A 17,013-nucleotide genomic window follows, 5' to 3' on the forward strand; every position below is an offset into this window, starting at 1 on the left:
AGGCTTGGCTCTGCTCACCCGACAGGTTTACCTGGCCCTGTTTGCCGGAATCTGGCTTGGTTTTTTCCTGCTCAATCACGACGGTTTCTTCGCTTCGCTGGCGCAGGCACTGGATGGGGTGCTGGCGGTTCTGGCCAATCCCGGCGATGCGCGTGTAGTGATGTTCACACTGGTGATCGGTGCTTTCATTATTACTCTGGAGCGCAGCGGCGCGGTCAGCGGTTTTGTACGATTTCTGGAACGCAGTCGCTGGGTTACCAACGGCAAGCGCGCGCAGTGGATGGCGTGGCTGGTGGGCATCGTCATCTTTATCGAGTCGAATATCACTGTGCTGGTGGCGGGCACCGTTTCGCGCCCGTTGTTCGATCGCTTCCGGATTGCCAGGGAGAAGCTCGCGTACATCATCGATTCCACGTCAGCGCCGGTATGCATGTTGATTCCATTGAACGCTTGGGGTGCATTTAACCTCGGGCTGCTGGATGGGCTCGGTGTGGAGGATCCGCTGAAAGTACTGCTGGCGAGTATCCCGCTGAACCTGTACGCCATTGCTGCGGTCGCGCTTACGGCCTACACGATTTCCCGAAACTATAATCCGGGCCCGATGGCGGATGTGCAGGCGCGCACCAGTGGTGGTGATCTGGATGGTATCGACATCAGCGAAAGTATCGGTGAGAAAAGCCATATCAAACCGCGGGCCATTAATATGTTTTTGCCCGTTCTGGTATTGATTATGGCGATGCCCCTCAGCCTGTGGGTCACCGGCGATGGCAAAATATTCGAGGGCTCTGGGTCGACTTCCGTACTCTGGGCGTCTCTGGCTGCTCTCACCACCGTTTCGGTGATGGTGTTGTTGCAGCGCAGTATGTCGCTGGACGAGCTCAGCCACACCTGGATGGAGGGCGCCGGGCGTATGCTGCCGTTGGCCATTATTCTGGTGTTGGCGCTCGCTCTGGGTGCGATCTCCAAGACTCTCGGCACTGGCCAGTATGTTGCCGGGATAGTGGGGGATACGATTCCACTGGCATTGTTGCCGGTGGTTATTTTTCTCGTATCTGGCGTGATTGCTTTTTCTGTGGGCTCTAGCTGGGGAACCTTCTCCATCATGTTGCCCATCGCCATTCCCGTAGCCAGCGCACTGGGTGCGGAGCCGGCACTATTCGTCGCCGCGGTACTGTCCGGTGGCATCTTTGGCGATCACAGTTCGCCCATTTCCGACACCACCATCGTGTCATCCCTGGCGGCCGGCACCGAGCATATCGAGCATGTGCGCACACAGATACCCTACGCACTGCGCGCCGGTGCCGTGAGTGCGGTGGGTTTTGTTGTGCTCGGTTATGTAATGCTCTAGCACGGTACAGGAAGACATTTAGATGAATGACAGGGGTTTTAAACAGGGTAAAGTGAAATGACAAAAAGCCCTTGTGAAGTGGTGCTGTTAACTGGCGATGGTGTATTTGCCAGCCGCTGGATCGAAGAACTGACGCCGCTCGCCGAACACGATACGGATGCGCCCATCGCGCTGGCATTTACATATGCCAGCGAAGGCGGATTGGAGTCTGCTCTGGCACGGGGTGCCGTACAGGTTCTGGTGGTGGACGATCAGGGGCTTGATGAAGACGGTGTGTCCACGATCCTGGCCCGGGTGCGGGCGCAGCGTGCAGAGATTGACTGTGTACTGCTTACCGGCGCCGACGAAGCCTCGGGAACTGGTTTTGAATGCGTGATCTCCCGGGGCGAGTCCAATTACGGGGTGGTGTACCGCACCCTGCGGCGAATTCTGTTGGAGCGTATTGCAACGCCCTTCGCCGATGCACTGCGGGAATATGTGTACGCGGCGCGCGACTCCTGGCATACGCCCGGACACTCCAGTGGCGATAGTCTCAGCACCAGCCCGTGGATCGCCGACTTTTATCGCTTTATGGGCGAGCATATCTTCAATACCGATCTCTCGGTAAGTGTGAAAATGCTGGACTCTTTGATGGACCCCATCAGTGTGATTCGCCAGGCCCAGCAACTCACTGCCAAGACATTTGGTGCGCACCAGAGTTACTTTGTTACCAATGGCACCTCTACCTCGAACAAGATTGTGCTGCAGCACCTGCTGCGCCATGGCGATCGGGTGATCGTAGACCGCAACTGCCACAAGTCTGTACACCATGCCATGATCATGAGCGGTGCGCTGCCGGTGTATCTGGAGTCTGCGGTCAACCAACACTTTGGCATCTACGGCCCGGTGCCGCAGCGGGAAATCTTCCGTGCCATTGATGCCAATCCTGGTGCTCGTCTGCTGGTGCTCACGTCATGTACTTATGATGGTCTGCGCTACGATCTGCGCCCAATTATCGACTACGCACACGCTGCCGGGTTGTACGTCCTGATCGACGAAGCCTGGTATGCCCACGGTCGCTTTCACCCGGCCCTGCGCCCAACTGCACTGGAATGTGGGGCGGATTTTGTTACCCAGTCGACGCATAAGATGCTCTCGGCCTTTTCGCAGGCGAGCATGATTCATGTGGGCGATTTCTCGTGGCAATCGTCGGGTGATGGTGAGGCCCACGATGCATTTGATGCGGCCGGTTTCCGCGAAGACATCAATATGCACACCTCTACCAGCCCCCAGTACGGCATGATCGCGAGTCTCGATGTGGCGCGTAAGCAGATGAGCATTGAGGGTTATGAGGTGCTGGATCGCACTCTGGGATTTGCCGAGGAAATACGTCAGTTTGTCGATCAGAATACGGTTTTTCGCAGTCTGAATGCAGAAGACTTGTGTGGCCAAGCGCTGGCCAACGACGGCATTCGCCTCGACCCCACAAAAGTCACCATTGATGTAGGGCAGGCGGGCGTCAGCGCACCGCACGCACAGGCCTTGTTATTTTCCGATTTCGGTATTCAGGTGGAGAAGAACACCCACAATACGCTGTCGTTTCTGGTCACCATTGGCACCACCGAGAGCAAGGTATTGCGTCTTAAGCAGGCTCTGCGCAAGCTGTCAGACGGCGCATATCGTATCCGGGTACGCCGGGTTGCCGCCGCTGGCAATGAGGAAGAGCCAGTGCGCGGGCAGGGCCTGCCTAACCTGAGTGCAATTGTTGTTCTGCCACGCACGGCGTACTTTGCCCGGGGCGAAAAACTGGCCTGGGAAGGGGATGGGCGCGCTGAGCTGATTGGCCGTATTGCCTGTGATGAGGTGGTGCCCTATCCACCGGGTATTCCCCTCCTGGTGCCTGGCCAGAAAATTACCCAAAGAATTCTCGATGCCATTATCGCTTTTACCAGTGAACGTGCCGATCTGGAAATGCACGGCTTGCGCCGTGAGGGCGGCTTACCGGCAATACGCGTATTGACGGAAAGCGAGACCGCTTTGGCGATGAAAGAGTACGAGGAACTGTTCACTCAGGAAAGTACCGAGGCGTCGTCCGGACTTGTGGTGTCAAAGGCTGTGGTATCAACGGTTGATACAGCGCGGGAGGTCGTGTGAAGAAAGAATGGAAGCAGGGTGCGCTATTTGCTCTCGTCGGCGCACTGGTGATAGGCGGGGTTGCGCTCACCACCCACTATTCACAGGGAGAAATCCCGTCGTCAGAAGAAGCCAGTAGCGCTAATCAGGTTAAGCCGGATTTTGTATCGGTGCGTGGTAGCAATATCAAGGTTGCCATGCGCTATGTGACCACGGACAACCTGGTTGGCGAGCCGCTGGACGGGTACCGGGATAATCTCTGCATGTTGGCAGCGCCAGCCGCGCGCGCACTGGAAAAGGTTGCTGTGCGGCTGGCGGAAGAGGGGCTGGGGCTGGAACTGTTTGACTGTTACCGCCCGCAGCAGGCCGTCAACCACTTTGTGCGCTGGGCCGCTGCGCCGGAAGATCACAGCACTAAGGCAGACTTCTACCCCCGGGAAAAAAAGTCCGAGATGTTTGAGCGGGGCTATATTGCCGAGCGCTCTGGACACAGCCGTGGAGCGACCGTGGATCTGACGCTTTACCGATTGGATACCGGTGAAGCGCTGGATATGGGTACCGGGTTTGATTTTATGGATACACGCTCGGCCACAGAGTATCCGCTGGATGATACCAGCGCGCGCGTCAATCGACTGCACCTGCGGGATGTCATGGCCGTCGAGGGTTTTGTCAATTATGCGCAGGAGTGGTGGCACTACACTTACAAGCCCGAGCCCTATCCGGACACCTATTTTGATGTGCCGGTTTCTCTAGCTTCACTGCCAAATAAGGAGGCCACTGTAGCGGTATTGCGAACCGGCGCGGAGCAGGCCGAACTTTACCTCCCGTTACTGCGTGACCAGAAGGTGGGTCTGGTGGTGAACCAGACTTCCCGTGTGGGTGAATCGCATTTGATCGATTTCCTGCGCCAGCGACAGGTTGGCCTGCAGAAAATTTTCGCCCTGGAGCACGGTGTGCGCGGCGATGTGGAAAATGGTGGCAAGGTAGAAGATGGTGTCGACGGGCCCAGCGGACTGCCCATTGTTTCGCTCTATGGCGGTAATTACGCACCCAGCGCGGAAGCTCTGGCGGAGCTGGACTGGCTGGTATTTGATATCCAGGACGTGGGAGTGCGCTTCTATACCTACATCAGCTCGTTGCACTACCTGATGCAGGCCTGCGCCGATCAACAGATCCCGTTGCTGGTACTGGATCGTCCGAACCCGAATGGTGACTACATCGACGGACCTGTACTGGAAAAATCTTTTGAAAGTTTTGTGGGCATGCACCCCATTCCGCTGGTACACGGCATGACGGTGGGAGAACTGGCGCAAATGATCAATGGTGAGGGCTGGCTGGATGGCGGTGCGCAATGTCCACTGACGGTCATTCCCGTAGCGAATTACCGCAAGAGCATGGCCTACAGCCTGCCTGTGCGCCCATCGCCCAACCTGCCGAATGATCTGTCGATCCGGTTGTATCCTTCCCTGGGATTGTTCGAGGGCACCACCGTGAGTGTTGCGCGCGGTACCGATTTCCCGTTCCAGGCGCTGGGGCATCCGGACGATACCCAGGGTGCTTTTTCGTTTACCCCACAGCCAGTCGCCGGTGCCAGCGAGAATCCAAAGCACAAGGGTACTTCCCTGAGCGGTGACGATCTGCGCAATGCGGATACGCAGGTGCGCTTTTCACTGGAGCCGTTACTCTCCTGGTCTCGACGCACGGGCGAGTCACCCGAGGCGTTTTTCTCTCGCGCCGGTTTTTTTGACAAGCTCGCCGGCACCGATCAGTTGCGCAAGGCGGTTATGGTCGGGGCGTCTGCGGAACAGATCCGCGCGTCCTGGCAGTCGGATCTCGCGGCCTTTCGTGAGCAGCGGCAGCCCTATCTGTTATACCCGGAGCAATGAGTGTGCAGCGGCATATCAACGACATTTTGCAACAGGTACCCAGCGGCCGACTGATGTCGGTTGATCTGCTGCGGGGGCTGGCCATCGCGGCCATGGTTCTGGTTAACAATCCCGGCAGCTGGTCTTACGTGTATGCGCCCATGGCCCACGCGCAGTGGCACGGCTGGACTCCGACCGATGTGATTTTCCCGCTGTTTCTGTTTGTCGTTGGCCTGTCGATGGTGCTGTCCTGTGGTCGCAGCCGGCCTTTCCCCGCAGTCGGTTGGGGGCAGTGGAGCAGGGCGCTCAAGTTGTTTGCACTGGGGCTGTTTCTGGCGGTGTTTTTCTACAATTTCCGCGACGACACCTACAACTGGGTACAGGATCGGCTTGAAGGCATTCGTTGGATGGGTGTGTTACAGCGGATCGCGCTGGTTTACATCCTCTGCTGTTATCTGGTGCGCTGGCTTTCTTTGCCTGGGTTGGTGATCGCGGCGGTGCTCTGCAGCCTGATCCCCTGGCTGATGATGCTATTTTTGCCCTACCAGAATGCCGCTGGAGAAACCTTTCAGGGACAACTGGCATTCGGCAATCATTTTTCTGCCTGGCTGGACCAGTGGTTGCTCGGTGCAGAACATGTTTATTACCGCAGTGCCGAGCCTTTCCCGTTTGATCCCGAGGGTGTGCTGACCACCTTTGCTGCGGCTTCTACCTGTCTGCTTGGGGTCCTGGCCGGCCTGGCCTGGAAGCACTCGGCAGCGGATCGTGCATCGCAACTGCGTCTCTGTCGCACCTGGGCACTGGGTGGCGCGGCAATGTTGCTGGTAGGGCAGTTCTTGCATCCGCTGGTGCCCATCAACAAGGCGCTCTGGTCGCCGAGTTTTGTACTGGTTACAGCGGGTGTGTCTGCTCTGTTGTTGTCCGGACTCTATTACCTGGTGGATATTCGCGAACGCCGCCGGGCCCTGGCACCACTGCTGGTATTCGGCGTCAATGCCATCGCCCTGTTTATGCTCGCGGGTGTGGTGGGGCGGCTGCTGATCATGATGCCGGTGGGGGATACCACACTCAAAGGCTGGCTGTTCCATACTGTGTTCCAGCCCTTGTTTGGCAGCTACGGCGGTTCACTGGCATTTGCCGTGTCCAGCCTGGCGCTTTTCTACCTGGTGATGTGGCAGATGTATCGTCGCCGTATTATCTGGAAAGTATGAGTGGCTGTGTGTTGGCGCTTTGGTTGGACTGATTGTTGAACTAATTGTTGGACTCATTGGTAAAGGTGAATCGTGTGACCGAAGGTGTGGATTCCAGTACACGGGCATTTCTCGCCGCACTTCGCCGAGTGTTCCCCGGCGAGCGCTTGCTGTGCGGGCGCGAAAATACAGCACCTTTCGAATGCGATGCGCTGCCGGTCTACTGTGAGGCGCCGCTGGCGGTTGCCCTCGCGCACAGCGAGCAGGATGTGGTGGCAGCGGTTCGGTTGTGTCATGAATATGGCGTGCCGCTGGTTTCCCGCGGAGCCGGCACCGGCCTCTCCGCCGGCGCTAAACCCATCGCGCAGGGCTTGCTTCTGGTCACCGCACCGATGAACCAGATTCTCGACCTGAATCCTCAGGCGATGACGGCGCGGGTGCAGCCCGGTGTCATCAATCAGCAGATTTCCGCCGCCGCGGCGCCACACGGGCTGTACTATGCGCCCGATCCCTCTTCCCAGATCGCCTGTTCCATTGGTGGCAACGTTGCGGAAAATGCCGGTGGTGTGCATTGCCTGAAATACGGCGTCACCGTACAGAACGTGCTTGCAGTGCGGGTAGTATCTGCCGCTGCCGGCAGTGTGGGCGAGGTGCTGACCCTCGGCGGCGATTGCCTCTGCCAGCCGGGATACGATTTACTCGCACTGGTGCACGGCAGTGAAGGCGGTCTGGGGGTGATTACCGAGGTGACCGTCAAACTGACACCGGTACCGGAAAAAACACACACCCTGATGGCGGATTTTGCCAGTGTTCGCGCCGCGGCCGATGCGGTGTCCGCCATCGTGCGGGCGGGCGTGATCCCCGCCGCCCTGGAAATGATGGACAAGCTTGCCATCTCTGCCACCGAAGCGTTTTGCCATGCCGGCTATAACCTGGAAGCGGCGGCGATACTGTTGATTGACCTGGACGGGCACCCCCTGGAAGTGGACGCGGAGCTCGCGGTGGTAGAACAGGTCTTAAGTGCTTCTGGTGCCGTGCAGGTGCAGCGTGCGGCAGACACAGTACAGCGGGCTCGCTGGTGGAAAGGGCGCAAGAGTGCCTTCCCAGCCATTGGTCGTTTGAGCCCGGATTACTACTGTATTGATGGCACGGTGCCTCGGCACCGGATCGGCGAGGTGCTGGAAGCAACCGCGCGATTCGCCGAGCACTATAAGCTTCAGGTAGCCAATGTCTTTCACGCGGGTGACGGGAACCTGCACCCGATCATTATGTTCGACGGTAGCGTACCGGATGCCCTGGAGCGCACGGAAAAACTGGCCGCGGACATTCTCGAATACTGCATAGCGGTGGGTGGCACCATTACCGGCGAACATGGTGTGGGTATCGAAAAAATCAACCAGATGGCGGTGCAATTCAGCGATGCCGAGCTGGAACAGTTTCGCGCGATCAAACGCGCATTGGATCCTTTCCAGCTTCTGAATCCCGACAAGCAGATTCCTACCCTGGCCCGGTGCCAGGAGTATCGCGCGTTGAGGCAAGACCGTGGCTGAAATGACAAACCCGGATACCAATCAGGATTGTTCCGAAGACCTCGCCGCTCAGGTACGTGAATGCTATGCCGCAAATGCAGAGCTTGAAGTGGGAGCGACTTCGCGGCCGCATCTGGTGGTGGGAGGCAACGGTAGCCGTGTCGCATTGGGTATGCCCGGCGACGCCACGCTCATGCTGGGCGCGCACCGGGGCATTATCGACTATCAGCCCGAGGAGCTGACGCTGCGCGCCCGTGCGGGCACCCTGCTGAGTGAATTGGAAACGTTGCTGGCAGAAAATAACCAGTGCTTTGCGGCGGAGATACCACAGCCTTCCCCGCAGAGTACCCTCGGTGGCGCCATTGCCTGCGGATGGGACGGACCTTCCCGTGCGTTTGGCATGGCACTGCGCGACAGCCTGCTGGGCTGCAGGTTGATCAATGGCCGCGGGGAAATCGTCAACTTCGGCGGGCAGGTCATGAAAAATGTGGCGGGCTATGATCTGGCGCGCCTGCAGGTTGGCGCGCTGGGTACCCTGGGGGCGATTCTCGATGTCACCCTGCGACTGCAACCGCGCGCTGAACATACGACCTCGGTCAGTTTTGTGGTCGAGCCGGATGCACTGGGCCAGTGGTGGCAACGCACACGGAATCTGCGCCCACTGCTGACGGGTACCTGCTATCTGGAAGGGCGACTGTATCTGCGCATCAGTGGACGAGCCATCGCGGTACAGGACCTGCTCACACAGCTGGGTGGCGACGCCACGGACTTCGACTGGACAGCGTTGACGAACCTTCAGTTACCGTTTTTCTGCAGTGAGCGACTCGCCTGTGTGCAGGTGCCGCGATATGCCCGATTGCCGGTAACCACCGGGCGGGCGCTGATCGAGTGGGAAGGTGCGCGGGTCTGGGTGCGGGATGGTGATCATCACGGACTCGCCCGTGCCGCCGCCGATCTCGGCGGCTTCGTACAGGTGCTGCGCGGACCGCTGGTTTCTGCACAGGCGGATGCGCCGGAGTGGCATCGCGCATTGCGCGACGCCCTCGACCCCAGGGGCCTGTTTAATCCCGTACAGTTCCAGACACGATTTTGCAGCACTGACGTGTCGCCCGAACACGTGGCTGATGGAGTGGGGCACGAATAAATGCAGGTCAATCTGATTGACGGGCTTCTGCAGGAGTCCGAAAAGCAACGCGCCGAGCAGGTACTGAATGCCTGTGTGCACTGTGGGTTCTGCACCGCAACCTGTCCCACCTACCTGCAGGGGGGCAATGAGCTGGATAGCCCGCGCGGGCGCATTTACCTGATCAAGGAAATGCTGGAGCAGGGTACTGCGAGCGATGCCACCCGCACCCATCTCGACCGTTGTGTTACCTGTCTCAGTTGTGAAACCACCTGTCCCTCCGGAGTGGAATATCACACGTTGGTGGCCATTGGGCGCACCACCAGTGAACGCCTTGCCCCCCGCAGCCCGTGGCAGAAGGCACTGCGCTGGGGACTGCGCAACTTGCTGGTAACCCCCGGGCTTTTTTCCGGGTTAATCAACATTGGTCGGAAATTTTCGGCACTGTTGCCGGCAGCGGTCAAGCGCGTGTACTTTCCTCCGCAAGCAGAAAAGATGGCACTGACCAACCCGGTGCTCACCGCAAACACACCGCGTCCGGCCCTTGAGCGTGGCACGGTGCTGATCGTGCGTGGGTGCGTGCAGCCGTCGCTGAGACCGGAAACCGATGCGGCGCTGGAAAAGATACTGCAACACTGTGGCGTACCCGTCTGCATCAGTGCGGCGGTCAGCTGCTGCGGTGCGGCCAGCTTTCATACCAGTGGCGAAGCCCAGGCGCGCGTACTGGCGCGGGCCAATATCGATGCCTGGTGGCCCCTTTACGAGCAGCAACAGGCGGAAAGCGCCCCGCTGCGGGCCATTGTGTCGAGCGCATCTGGCTGCGGTGTGCATTTGAAAGATTATCCCCATGTGCTCGCGGATGACACGGAATACCTGGAAAAAGCCCAGGTTCTGGCCGACTTGATGCGCGATCCTGTCGAGCTACTGGAGTCGGTGTTTGACGAGTCCACGCCCGAGTTTCTGGAAAAACTGCGTGAACAAAAGCTCGTGTTCCACTGTCCCTGTACCCTGCAGCATGGTCAGGCGCTGCCCGGCCGGGTTGAGGCTCTGCTGCATAAACTGGGGGTACAACTCCCGGTAGTGACCGATACCCACCTGTGCTGTGGTTCCGCAGGTACCTATTCCATTTTACAGCCCACCATGTCCAGGCGGTTGCGCGAAGAAAAGCTGCAATCGTTGCAGGCGAGCCATCCTGAGACCATCATCACCGCCAATATCGGATGCCAGCTTCATTTGCAGGCCGGAACCGAAACGCCGGTGCGTCACTGGCTGGAACTTCTGGCGGACGGGCTACAACCCTCTTGAGTACTATGTTTCGCACTTGCCTGTTGCGTTATAGCCCTCACCGATAGCAGCTAACTGGTCGACATCCCGGCTGCAGGGTGTGATTCGCCTGTGATGCGTATTTCTCTCTTGTGAATTTTACTGCAGTTGCACGAAGTGCTATGAAAGCCGGTGCAGTGAGCGCTGGCTTTCTTTCGGATTGAACTCAGGTCACAGGTTCTTCCACTGTTCGGCCAGTATTTCGAGCCTGGTCAATCTTTTGTTCCTGCTTGATTGCATTGATTTGCCGCAGTGCCTGGCGTAGAAAACCGTCGGATTTTTCCAAGGCGCTTCCGGCATCGTGACGGTTCAGGCCGCTCAATATCATCATGATGGCCAGTTTGGCATTGTGCTCACATTCCTCGAGTACACGATCTGCCTCCGCCAGCTCCACGCCGGTCGCTTCCATTACAATTCGACGGGTGCGGCTCACCAGCTTTTCATTGGTCGCTTTTACGTCCACCATGAGGTTGTAAAAGCTCTTGCCAATACGGATCATGCTGGCGGTTGTCAGCATATTGAGTACCAGCTTCTGAGCCGTGCCGGCTTTCATCCGTGTAGAGCCGGTTAACACTTCCGGGCCGACTTCGGGGAGGATTGCAATGTCTGCTTCAGCGGCGATGGCGGCAGATTTGTTACAGGAAAGTGCTACGGTGGTACAGCCCAGGCTGCGGGCGTAGCGCAGTCCGCCTATGACATAGGGCGTGCGACCGCTGGCGGCGATACCGACAACCACGTCATTTTCCGTCAGTTGAATCTTGCGGAGATCCTCACCCGCGAGGGTGAGGCTGTCTTCGGCCCCTTCCTGGGCGCGATATACGGCCTCTTCACCACCGGCGATCAGCGCCACCACCATCTCTTCACTGACGCCATAGGTGGGCGGGCACTCTACCGCATCCAGAATACCAAGCCTGCCGCTGGTGCCTGCCCCGATATAAACGAGCCGCGCACCGCGTTTAAAGGCCTCCGCGATGGCATCGACGGCCCGGGCGATTTGGGGGATTTCGCGGTGAACCGCGGCGGGTACTTCCCGGTCCGCCGCGTTGATCTTTTCCAGAATCTGCTCACTGGGCAAGAGATCGATGTCCAGGGTGTCTGCGTTGCGCGCCTCACTGGCGAGGGTAGCCAACTCATTGATCAGTTGCGTATTCATGCTTGGTTGTTCCTTGATGCTCCAGGGGTATACGCCCCATTCATCTGACGTTTTTTGAGATATGACGGTGACCAGGATTCAGCGAAGTGGGTCGATGCTGTGCGCTAGTGCTTTCTGTCGTGCCAGCATGCAGGCGCCGTCCAGCGCGGTTCCCAAGGGTGGGATTTGTCGCTGTTGATGGTCGGGGTGTAAATGCGGACTCAGCTTGTCCGCGAGACCGCCAAGAATGGCCAGTGGTAAATTCTCGTCCCCACTGGCAGCCTGAATCAGGCGATCGACTTCTGCGGCGGTTTTTCCAATGATGTCCCGTGCCAGAGGGCATTCTGGAAGATGACTGAACACGGCTGGGGCCAGCGCCGCGTATTCACGGGATCCGGCTTGCTGTAACCATGGCAGAATTTGCGCGCGCTGCTCCCCAACCTCGGTCATCACCTGCTGGCAAAGTGCGCTCACCGCTCTGCCGTGGGTATCCAGCTCCCACAACAGTGCGCGTACCAGGCTCTTGCCAATGGCTGCGCCGCTGCCTTCATCGCCAACGGCCAATCCCCAACCGCCGTATTGGCGGATTTCACCGTTGCGCCCGAGTCGCATCGCCACCGAGCCGGTACCAATAGCGACCATCACAATCGGGGTCCCAGCGCCGGCCCCCAGCAGCGAGGTCTGTGCGTCCGACGCGATCTGCACACTGGCAAACCCCAGTGTACAAAGGCGCTGCCGAAGCTTCTCTGCGGAAGCCGGGTTGCCGGCGCCGGCGACACCGCAGGCCAGATGCACCTGGTTGGGGTGAACCCGCTCCCGCGCCAGTACCTGCCGGCTCAGGCCGGCAATATTGTTGATCGCTCCGTCCAGGTCCTGGGTCAGTGAGCTTGCACCGGACTTGAGCGTGAGTCGCTCACCATGCGCATCCTCAAGGCGGGCCAGTGTCTTGGTGCCACCACCATCTATCCCTAGAAAATATCCGTTCATGGTTGCGTACGTTGGTTATCCATTGGCTGTGGTCTGATTGCGGATGATTGCGTTGTCCGCTGAGAGCTCGGGAGATGGCTTACCCAGGTTGCACACTGCAAAGGAAGCCAGCGTGCCCAGGCAAAGCTGCCAGGGGAACGCGATAACCAACGGATCGTCCGTGCCGGTGAGCAGGGTGATCATCCAGGGTTGCTGTAGCAGAGTCACCACAAACCCGACAACCAGGGCCCAGCCGACACTGCCGGCGTTGCCGCGGCCGGTAAACAGGGCGGTGAAAAATACACCCAGGAGTCCCGAGTAGGCGAAGACCATCACTGACAGCGCAAAGGTGATCAGCGGCAGGTCGCTCATCTGTTGCCAGTAAAAACACAATATCGCCATACCGCCCAAGGTAGTTGCCACAATCGCCATACCCCAGCGGCCGGCACGCACGAAATGCGCGGCCGGCTTTTGTACCTTGCGCTGACTTAACCAGTGCCGGTACAGGTCTTCCGTGAGCACGCTGGCCATGGAATTGAGACTGGAATTGAGCGTGGACAGTGCCGCGGCAATCACACCGATGGTGACCAGGCCGCGCAGACCGGCGGGCATTTCATGCAACACGTAGTGCATGAACACGGTGACATCGCCACCGCTGGGTTCGGACACACTGGCGCCGGCCATCAATTCAGGGGACTGGTAAAAAATATGCAGCAGCAAACCGATACCCATGAAAACGGCCATGACCGGTACCACCATGACCACGGAATACAGCACTGCACGGGCGCCATCGCGGGGCGTTTTGCAGGTAAGAATGCGCTGAGTAACATCCTGGTCGAGGCCGAAGGCCGCAATGTTTAACAGTACAAAACCGGTTAGCGTGGCCCAGAGATTAAATGGGTCACTCAGGTCCCAGCGGGTATCGACCAGCGTGAGTTTGGAAGCCCCGCCATCGGATGGGGCGGCGAGTGCCCCAACAATTTGACCCAGATCAGCGGGAATCTGCCAGAGCAGCACTGCCACTACCGCGATCGCGGCACTGACGTAAACCGCGCACTGCAGTACATCGCTCTGAATCACCGAGCGCACGCCCCCGATCAGCGTCTGCAACAAGCCTGCCGCACTGAGAAGAATGACGGCGGCAATGACGTGGTTTGCGGCAATGTCGTTAAACAGAATCATGGAAACCGCGATGGCTGCCATATACAGGCGTGCGCCACTGGCAAATACCCGGCCGAGCAGATAAATACCGCCGGCGCGATGTTTCGCTCGCTCCCCGAAGCGGGATTGCAGTAATTCATAAACGGTCGTGACGCGATTGGCGTAAAAGCGTGGTATCAGATAGCGGGCAACGATAACTGCAGCAATCACCGCGCCTACATTGGTGAACAGGTAGGTGAGGTCGCCGCGATAACCCAGGTCCGGTCCGCCGAGAAACGTGGCGGCGGATTGCGTGGTGGCCAGGGTAGAAATGGCGACCATCCACATCGGCATGCTGTTTCGGGCCAGGAAGTAATCGCGGCTATCTTCTGTGCGGCGCTGGCTGAAGTGCCAGCCGGACGCGGCCAGTATTGCCAGGTAAAGCGCGAAAATTCCCCAGTCCAGTCCGGTAAACTGCAGTTCCATCGTTCGACTCTCATTTTCCCGCGGCTATTTGCGTTCGGGATAATTATTTATTCCTGTTATTCTATGCAATTGGTATCATTTATTCTTATGAGGTGCAAAGCATTTTCCATCGGTAGTACCGATAGTGGTAACCTGACTGGCAGCAGAGGTACCCGATGAGCGGCCCGGGGTTTTGGGCATTGTTACATTTGTCGCGTTGAACATGGCGACACCGAGATAGACCGTAGTTATGGGATCACTGGCCAAAATCCGCGCAATGCGCGACTCCATGTCAAATCACGAGCGTCGTATAGCCGATTTTCTCCTGGATAATGTGGAAATCGTGCGCTCGCATTCATCAAAAGCCCTTGCGGAACAGGTGGGAGTTTCACAGTCGAGTGTCGTGAAATTCAGCCAGAAGCTGGGTTATAAAGGTTATTCGGACTTCAAACTTTCCCTCAGTGAGTCCGTGGCCCGTTCAGCAATGTTGCCTCAGGCGATTCACGGTGACATTGCTTCAGACGATGACCTGGCAACGGTCGCTCGAAAGCTAATTAGCCGGAAGAATATGGCCCTGAATGAAACGGTCATGGCCAACTCGGAAGATTCGTTGATCCGCTCAGCGGAGGCTTTGCGAACGGCTAAGCGAATATTGCTGTTCGGGGTGGGTGCGTCCTCATTAGTGGCTCGGGATATTGCTTACAAGCTAATGAAACTGGGTAAATCGGTGCTGATCGAAAGCGACACCCATGTCCAGGTGGCCAATGCTGCAACGCTCGGGGAAGGTGATCTGGTTTTTGCGATTTCTGAGTCTGGAACCACTCAAGACGTAGTCAGGGTTGCTCAGACTGGCGTTGCCCAGGGTGCTGAGGTTTTATCTCTGACCCGCTTCACCCGGAACCCACTGACTGAATTGGCGACCTTTCCCCTCTACTGCGTGGCAAACGAAACGGAGGCGCGCAGTTCATCGATCCTTGCGCGCACCGCACAGTTTATGGTGATTGACCTTCTGTTTATTCTAATTTCACAGAGAGACCGAAAAGCCAATGAACTGTTTGAGCGCAGCCGGCAGGCGGTTGAAGTGTTGAGACACCATTCCAAGTGATGATCAGTCATTGTGGGGCGCTGAGTGGCGGTCCCGCGTCCGGGGATGAAAATTCCGGTTGAATTGTGCGGTAAGGAATAATATATTCTTTTTGTCCGCTGGCATTTGGAATTGTTGCTTTTGTGGCGAGCCCGGTCTCGCGGACTCTGGTTTTGGTCATTGAACTTCGGTTTACCGTGGCCAGGGCCGTTCACCTTGTACTTCCAATTCGGATTTCCTCTTGTTGAATTGGCATTGGAGCCCTATTTGGGCTCCGCTTTTTTCCCCGTCATTCGCCTGCGAATTCTGGTTTCCTAACGGTTTAACCCGGGCTGGTGGTTTTCCGGCGAAACACGCCAAAGAAAATAGATATCAGTGCGGTGACTCCCAGCAGCCAGCAGTAGTGAATACTCCCCGCCAGAGCCAGTGGCGAAACCTTGGCCAGCGAGGAGGCCAGTAGTATCTGGGCACCGTAGGGCAGCAGGCCCTGTACGGTACAGGAGTAGATGTCTAACAAGCTGGCGCTGCGCCGCGGGTCGACACCGTAGCGGCTGGCCATGTTTCTGGCGAGCTGGCCGGTAAGCAAAATCGCAACGGTATTGTTGGCGGTGCAGACATTGGTTACGGCCACCGCCGCGCTGATGCCCAGCTCCCCGGTTTTGCGTCCGGGGGTGCCGCCGCCCCCGAGGCGGCTGATTCGATCGATCTGCTGCTCCAGCCACGCAATGCCACCGCCGGCGCGCATCAGTGCGCCGAGACCGCCGATCATCAGTGACAGGATGAGGATTTCCTGCATACCGGTGTAGCCGGCGTAAATGTCTTTGGAAAATCCAATGATGGAGTAATCCGGTTGCAGCGCCATGCCAATCGCGCCCGCCAACAAAATTCCCACAAACAGTACCAGCAGCACGTTCACACCGCTTACCGCCAGTACAAGCACCAAAAGGTAGGGCAGCACCCGGACCAGCTCGTAGTCTCCGGGCGCGGATACCTGCGCGGTGCTGCCGGCAAAGTACAGCCAGATCAGGGCCACAATGGCGGCGGGGAGGGCAATCAACAGGTTCATGCGGAACTTATCGCGCATTTTTACACCCTGGGTGCGGGTGGCGGCGATGGTGGTGTCGGAAATAATCGACAGGTTGTCGCCAAACATGGCACCGCCCACCACCGTGCCAATGGTCAGCAGCATGGGTAATTCGGTGGCATCACTGAGCCCTGCCGCGATGGGTGCAATCGCCGCAATGGTACCCATGGACGTTCCCATGGCGGTGGCCACAAACGCAGTGATCAGAAACAGGCCCGGCAGCACCAGCGTGGGGGGAATAACACTCAGGCCGAAGTTCACGGTGGCATCCACACCACCTGCGGCCTTGGCGACGCTGGCGAATGCGCCCGCAAGAAGGTAGATCAGCACCATGGTAACAATGGTTGGGTCGCCCACTCCGTGTACGAACGTATCGATACGGCGGCTGAGTGGCCCGCGCGCAAGCAGGATTGCCAGGGCGATGGCCGGCAGGATCGCGACCGGTGCGGAAACCTGATAGAACGCCATGTCCACGTCCTGTGCCTGAAACCAGAGTCCGGCACCAACAAAGAGCGCAAGAAACAGGGCCAGTGGCAGTAGGGCGATGGCAGAGGGGCTGGGTGCTGGTGTGGGCGATTGTTGAGATGATTGAGGTGTCATGGATACCGCTGTTACCGCATTTTTCCGTGGGGAGTGCCGACACCGCATAGGG

The 17,013-nt window shown here is 58.2% G+C and carries 12 protein-coding genes and 2 pseudogenes; 10 read left to right on the forward strand and 4 right to left on the reverse strand.

Annotated features, from left to right (window positions below; genetic code table 11):
- Positions 1-4 precede the first annotated feature (4 nt).
- The 9 genes and pseudogenes from AU182_RS08365 to glcF all read left to right on the forward strand — a co-directional run bounded on the left by AU182_RS08365 (position 5) and on the right by glcF (position 10,472).
- The gene (locus AU182_RS08365) at positions 5-1,348 is read left to right on the forward strand and encodes a Na+/H+ antiporter NhaC family protein (protein ID WP_227718190.1); all 1,344 of its coding nucleotides are present in this window, start codon (positions 5-7) and stop codon (positions 1,346-1,348) included.
- A gap of 57 nt (positions 1,349-1,405) precedes the next feature.
- Positions 1,406-3,481 carry an aminotransferase class I/II-fold pyridoxal phosphate-dependent enzyme gene (locus AU182_RS08370; protein WP_066963607.1) on the forward strand — a complete coding sequence of 692 codons (2,076 nt, stop codon included), beginning with the start codon at positions 1,406-1,408 and terminating at the stop codon, positions 3,479-3,481.
- Positions 3,482-3,573: 92 nt separating this feature from the next.
- Positions 3,574-4,206, forward strand: a pseudogene (locus tag AU182_RS16900) (M15 family metallopeptidase); the annotation flags it as partial.
- A 111-nt stretch (positions 4,207-4,317) separates the two neighbouring features.
- A pseudogene (locus AU182_RS16905) lies at positions 4,318-4,887 on the forward strand (exo-beta-N-acetylmuramidase NamZ domain-containing protein); the annotation flags it as partial.
- A complete protein-coding gene (locus AU182_RS16910) occupies positions 4,873-5,346 on the forward strand; it encodes a hypothetical protein (protein WP_369802082.1) in 474 nt (157 codons plus the stop codon). The pseudogene AU182_RS16905 and the gene AU182_RS16910, both read left to right, overlap by 15 nt.
- Positions 5,347-5,348: 2 nt before the next feature.
- The gene (locus tag AU182_RS08380) at positions 5,349-6,536 is read left to right on the forward strand and encodes a heparan-alpha-glucosaminide N-acetyltransferase domain-containing protein (protein ID WP_193754316.1); all 1,188 of its coding nucleotides are present in this window, start codon (positions 5,349-5,351) and stop codon (positions 6,534-6,536) included.
- A 74-nt stretch (positions 6,537-6,610) separates the two neighbouring features.
- Positions 6,611-8,065: an FAD-linked oxidase C-terminal domain-containing protein gene (locus AU182_RS08385; RefSeq protein ID WP_066963615.1), complete on the forward strand. Its 1,455-nt coding sequence runs from the start codon at positions 6,611-6,613 to the stop codon at positions 8,063-8,065.
- A 1-nt stretch (position 8,066) separates the two neighbouring features.
- Positions 8,067-9,188: an FAD-binding protein gene (locus AU182_RS08390; RefSeq protein ID WP_066963618.1), complete on the forward strand. Its 1,122-nt coding sequence runs from the start codon at positions 8,067-8,069 to the stop codon at positions 9,186-9,188.
- Positions 9,189-10,472 (forward strand): glycolate oxidase subunit GlcF, encoded by a 1,284-nt coding sequence (glcF, locus tag AU182_RS08395; RefSeq protein ID WP_066963621.1) that lies wholly within the window; start codon positions 9,189-9,191, stop codon positions 10,470-10,472.
- Positions 10,473-10,656: 184 nt separating this feature from the next.
- Here glcF and murQ read toward each other — a convergent pair whose 3' ends face one another.
- The 3 genes from murQ to AU182_RS08410 all read right to left on the reverse strand — a co-directional run bounded on the left by murQ (position 10,657) and on the right by AU182_RS08410 (position 14,214).
- Positions 10,657-11,643, reverse strand: coding sequence for an N-acetylmuramic acid 6-phosphate etherase (murQ, locus tag AU182_RS08400; protein WP_082859312.1), 987 nt, complete (start codon positions 11,641-11,643; stop codon positions 10,657-10,659).
- Between the two features lie 78 nt (positions 11,644-11,721).
- On the reverse strand, positions 11,722-12,609 hold the full coding sequence (locus tag AU182_RS08405; protein WP_066963624.1) for a BadF/BadG/BcrA/BcrD ATPase family protein: 888 nt from the start codon (positions 12,607-12,609) through the stop codon (positions 11,722-11,724).
- A 15-nt stretch (positions 12,610-12,624) separates the two neighbouring features.
- Positions 12,625-14,214, reverse strand: a complete 1,590-nt coding sequence (locus AU182_RS08410) for a sodium:solute symporter (RefSeq protein ID WP_066963627.1) — start codon at positions 14,212-14,214, stop codon at positions 12,625-12,627.
- Positions 14,215-14,443: 229 nt separating this feature from the next.
- Between AU182_RS08410 and AU182_RS08415 the strand changes: the two genes are divergently transcribed.
- Positions 14,444-15,298, forward strand: a complete 855-nt coding sequence (locus tag AU182_RS08415; protein ID WP_066963630.1) for a MurR/RpiR family transcriptional regulator — start codon at positions 14,444-14,446, stop codon at positions 15,296-15,298.
- A 301-nt stretch (positions 15,299-15,599) separates the two neighbouring features.
- Here the strand turns inward: AU182_RS08415 and AU182_RS08420 are convergent, their stop codons facing one another.
- Positions 15,600-16,961: a Na+/H+ antiporter NhaC family protein gene (locus AU182_RS08420; RefSeq protein ID WP_066963632.1), complete on the reverse strand. Its 1,362-nt coding sequence runs from the start codon at positions 16,959-16,961 to the stop codon at positions 15,600-15,602.
- Between the last annotated feature and the right edge of the window lie 52 nt (positions 16,962-17,013).

Origin of the sequence: Microbulbifer sp. Q7 (assembly GCF_001639145.1) — a bacterium.
Lineage (GTDB): Bacteria > Pseudomonadota > Gammaproteobacteria > Pseudomonadales > Cellvibrionaceae > Microbulbifer.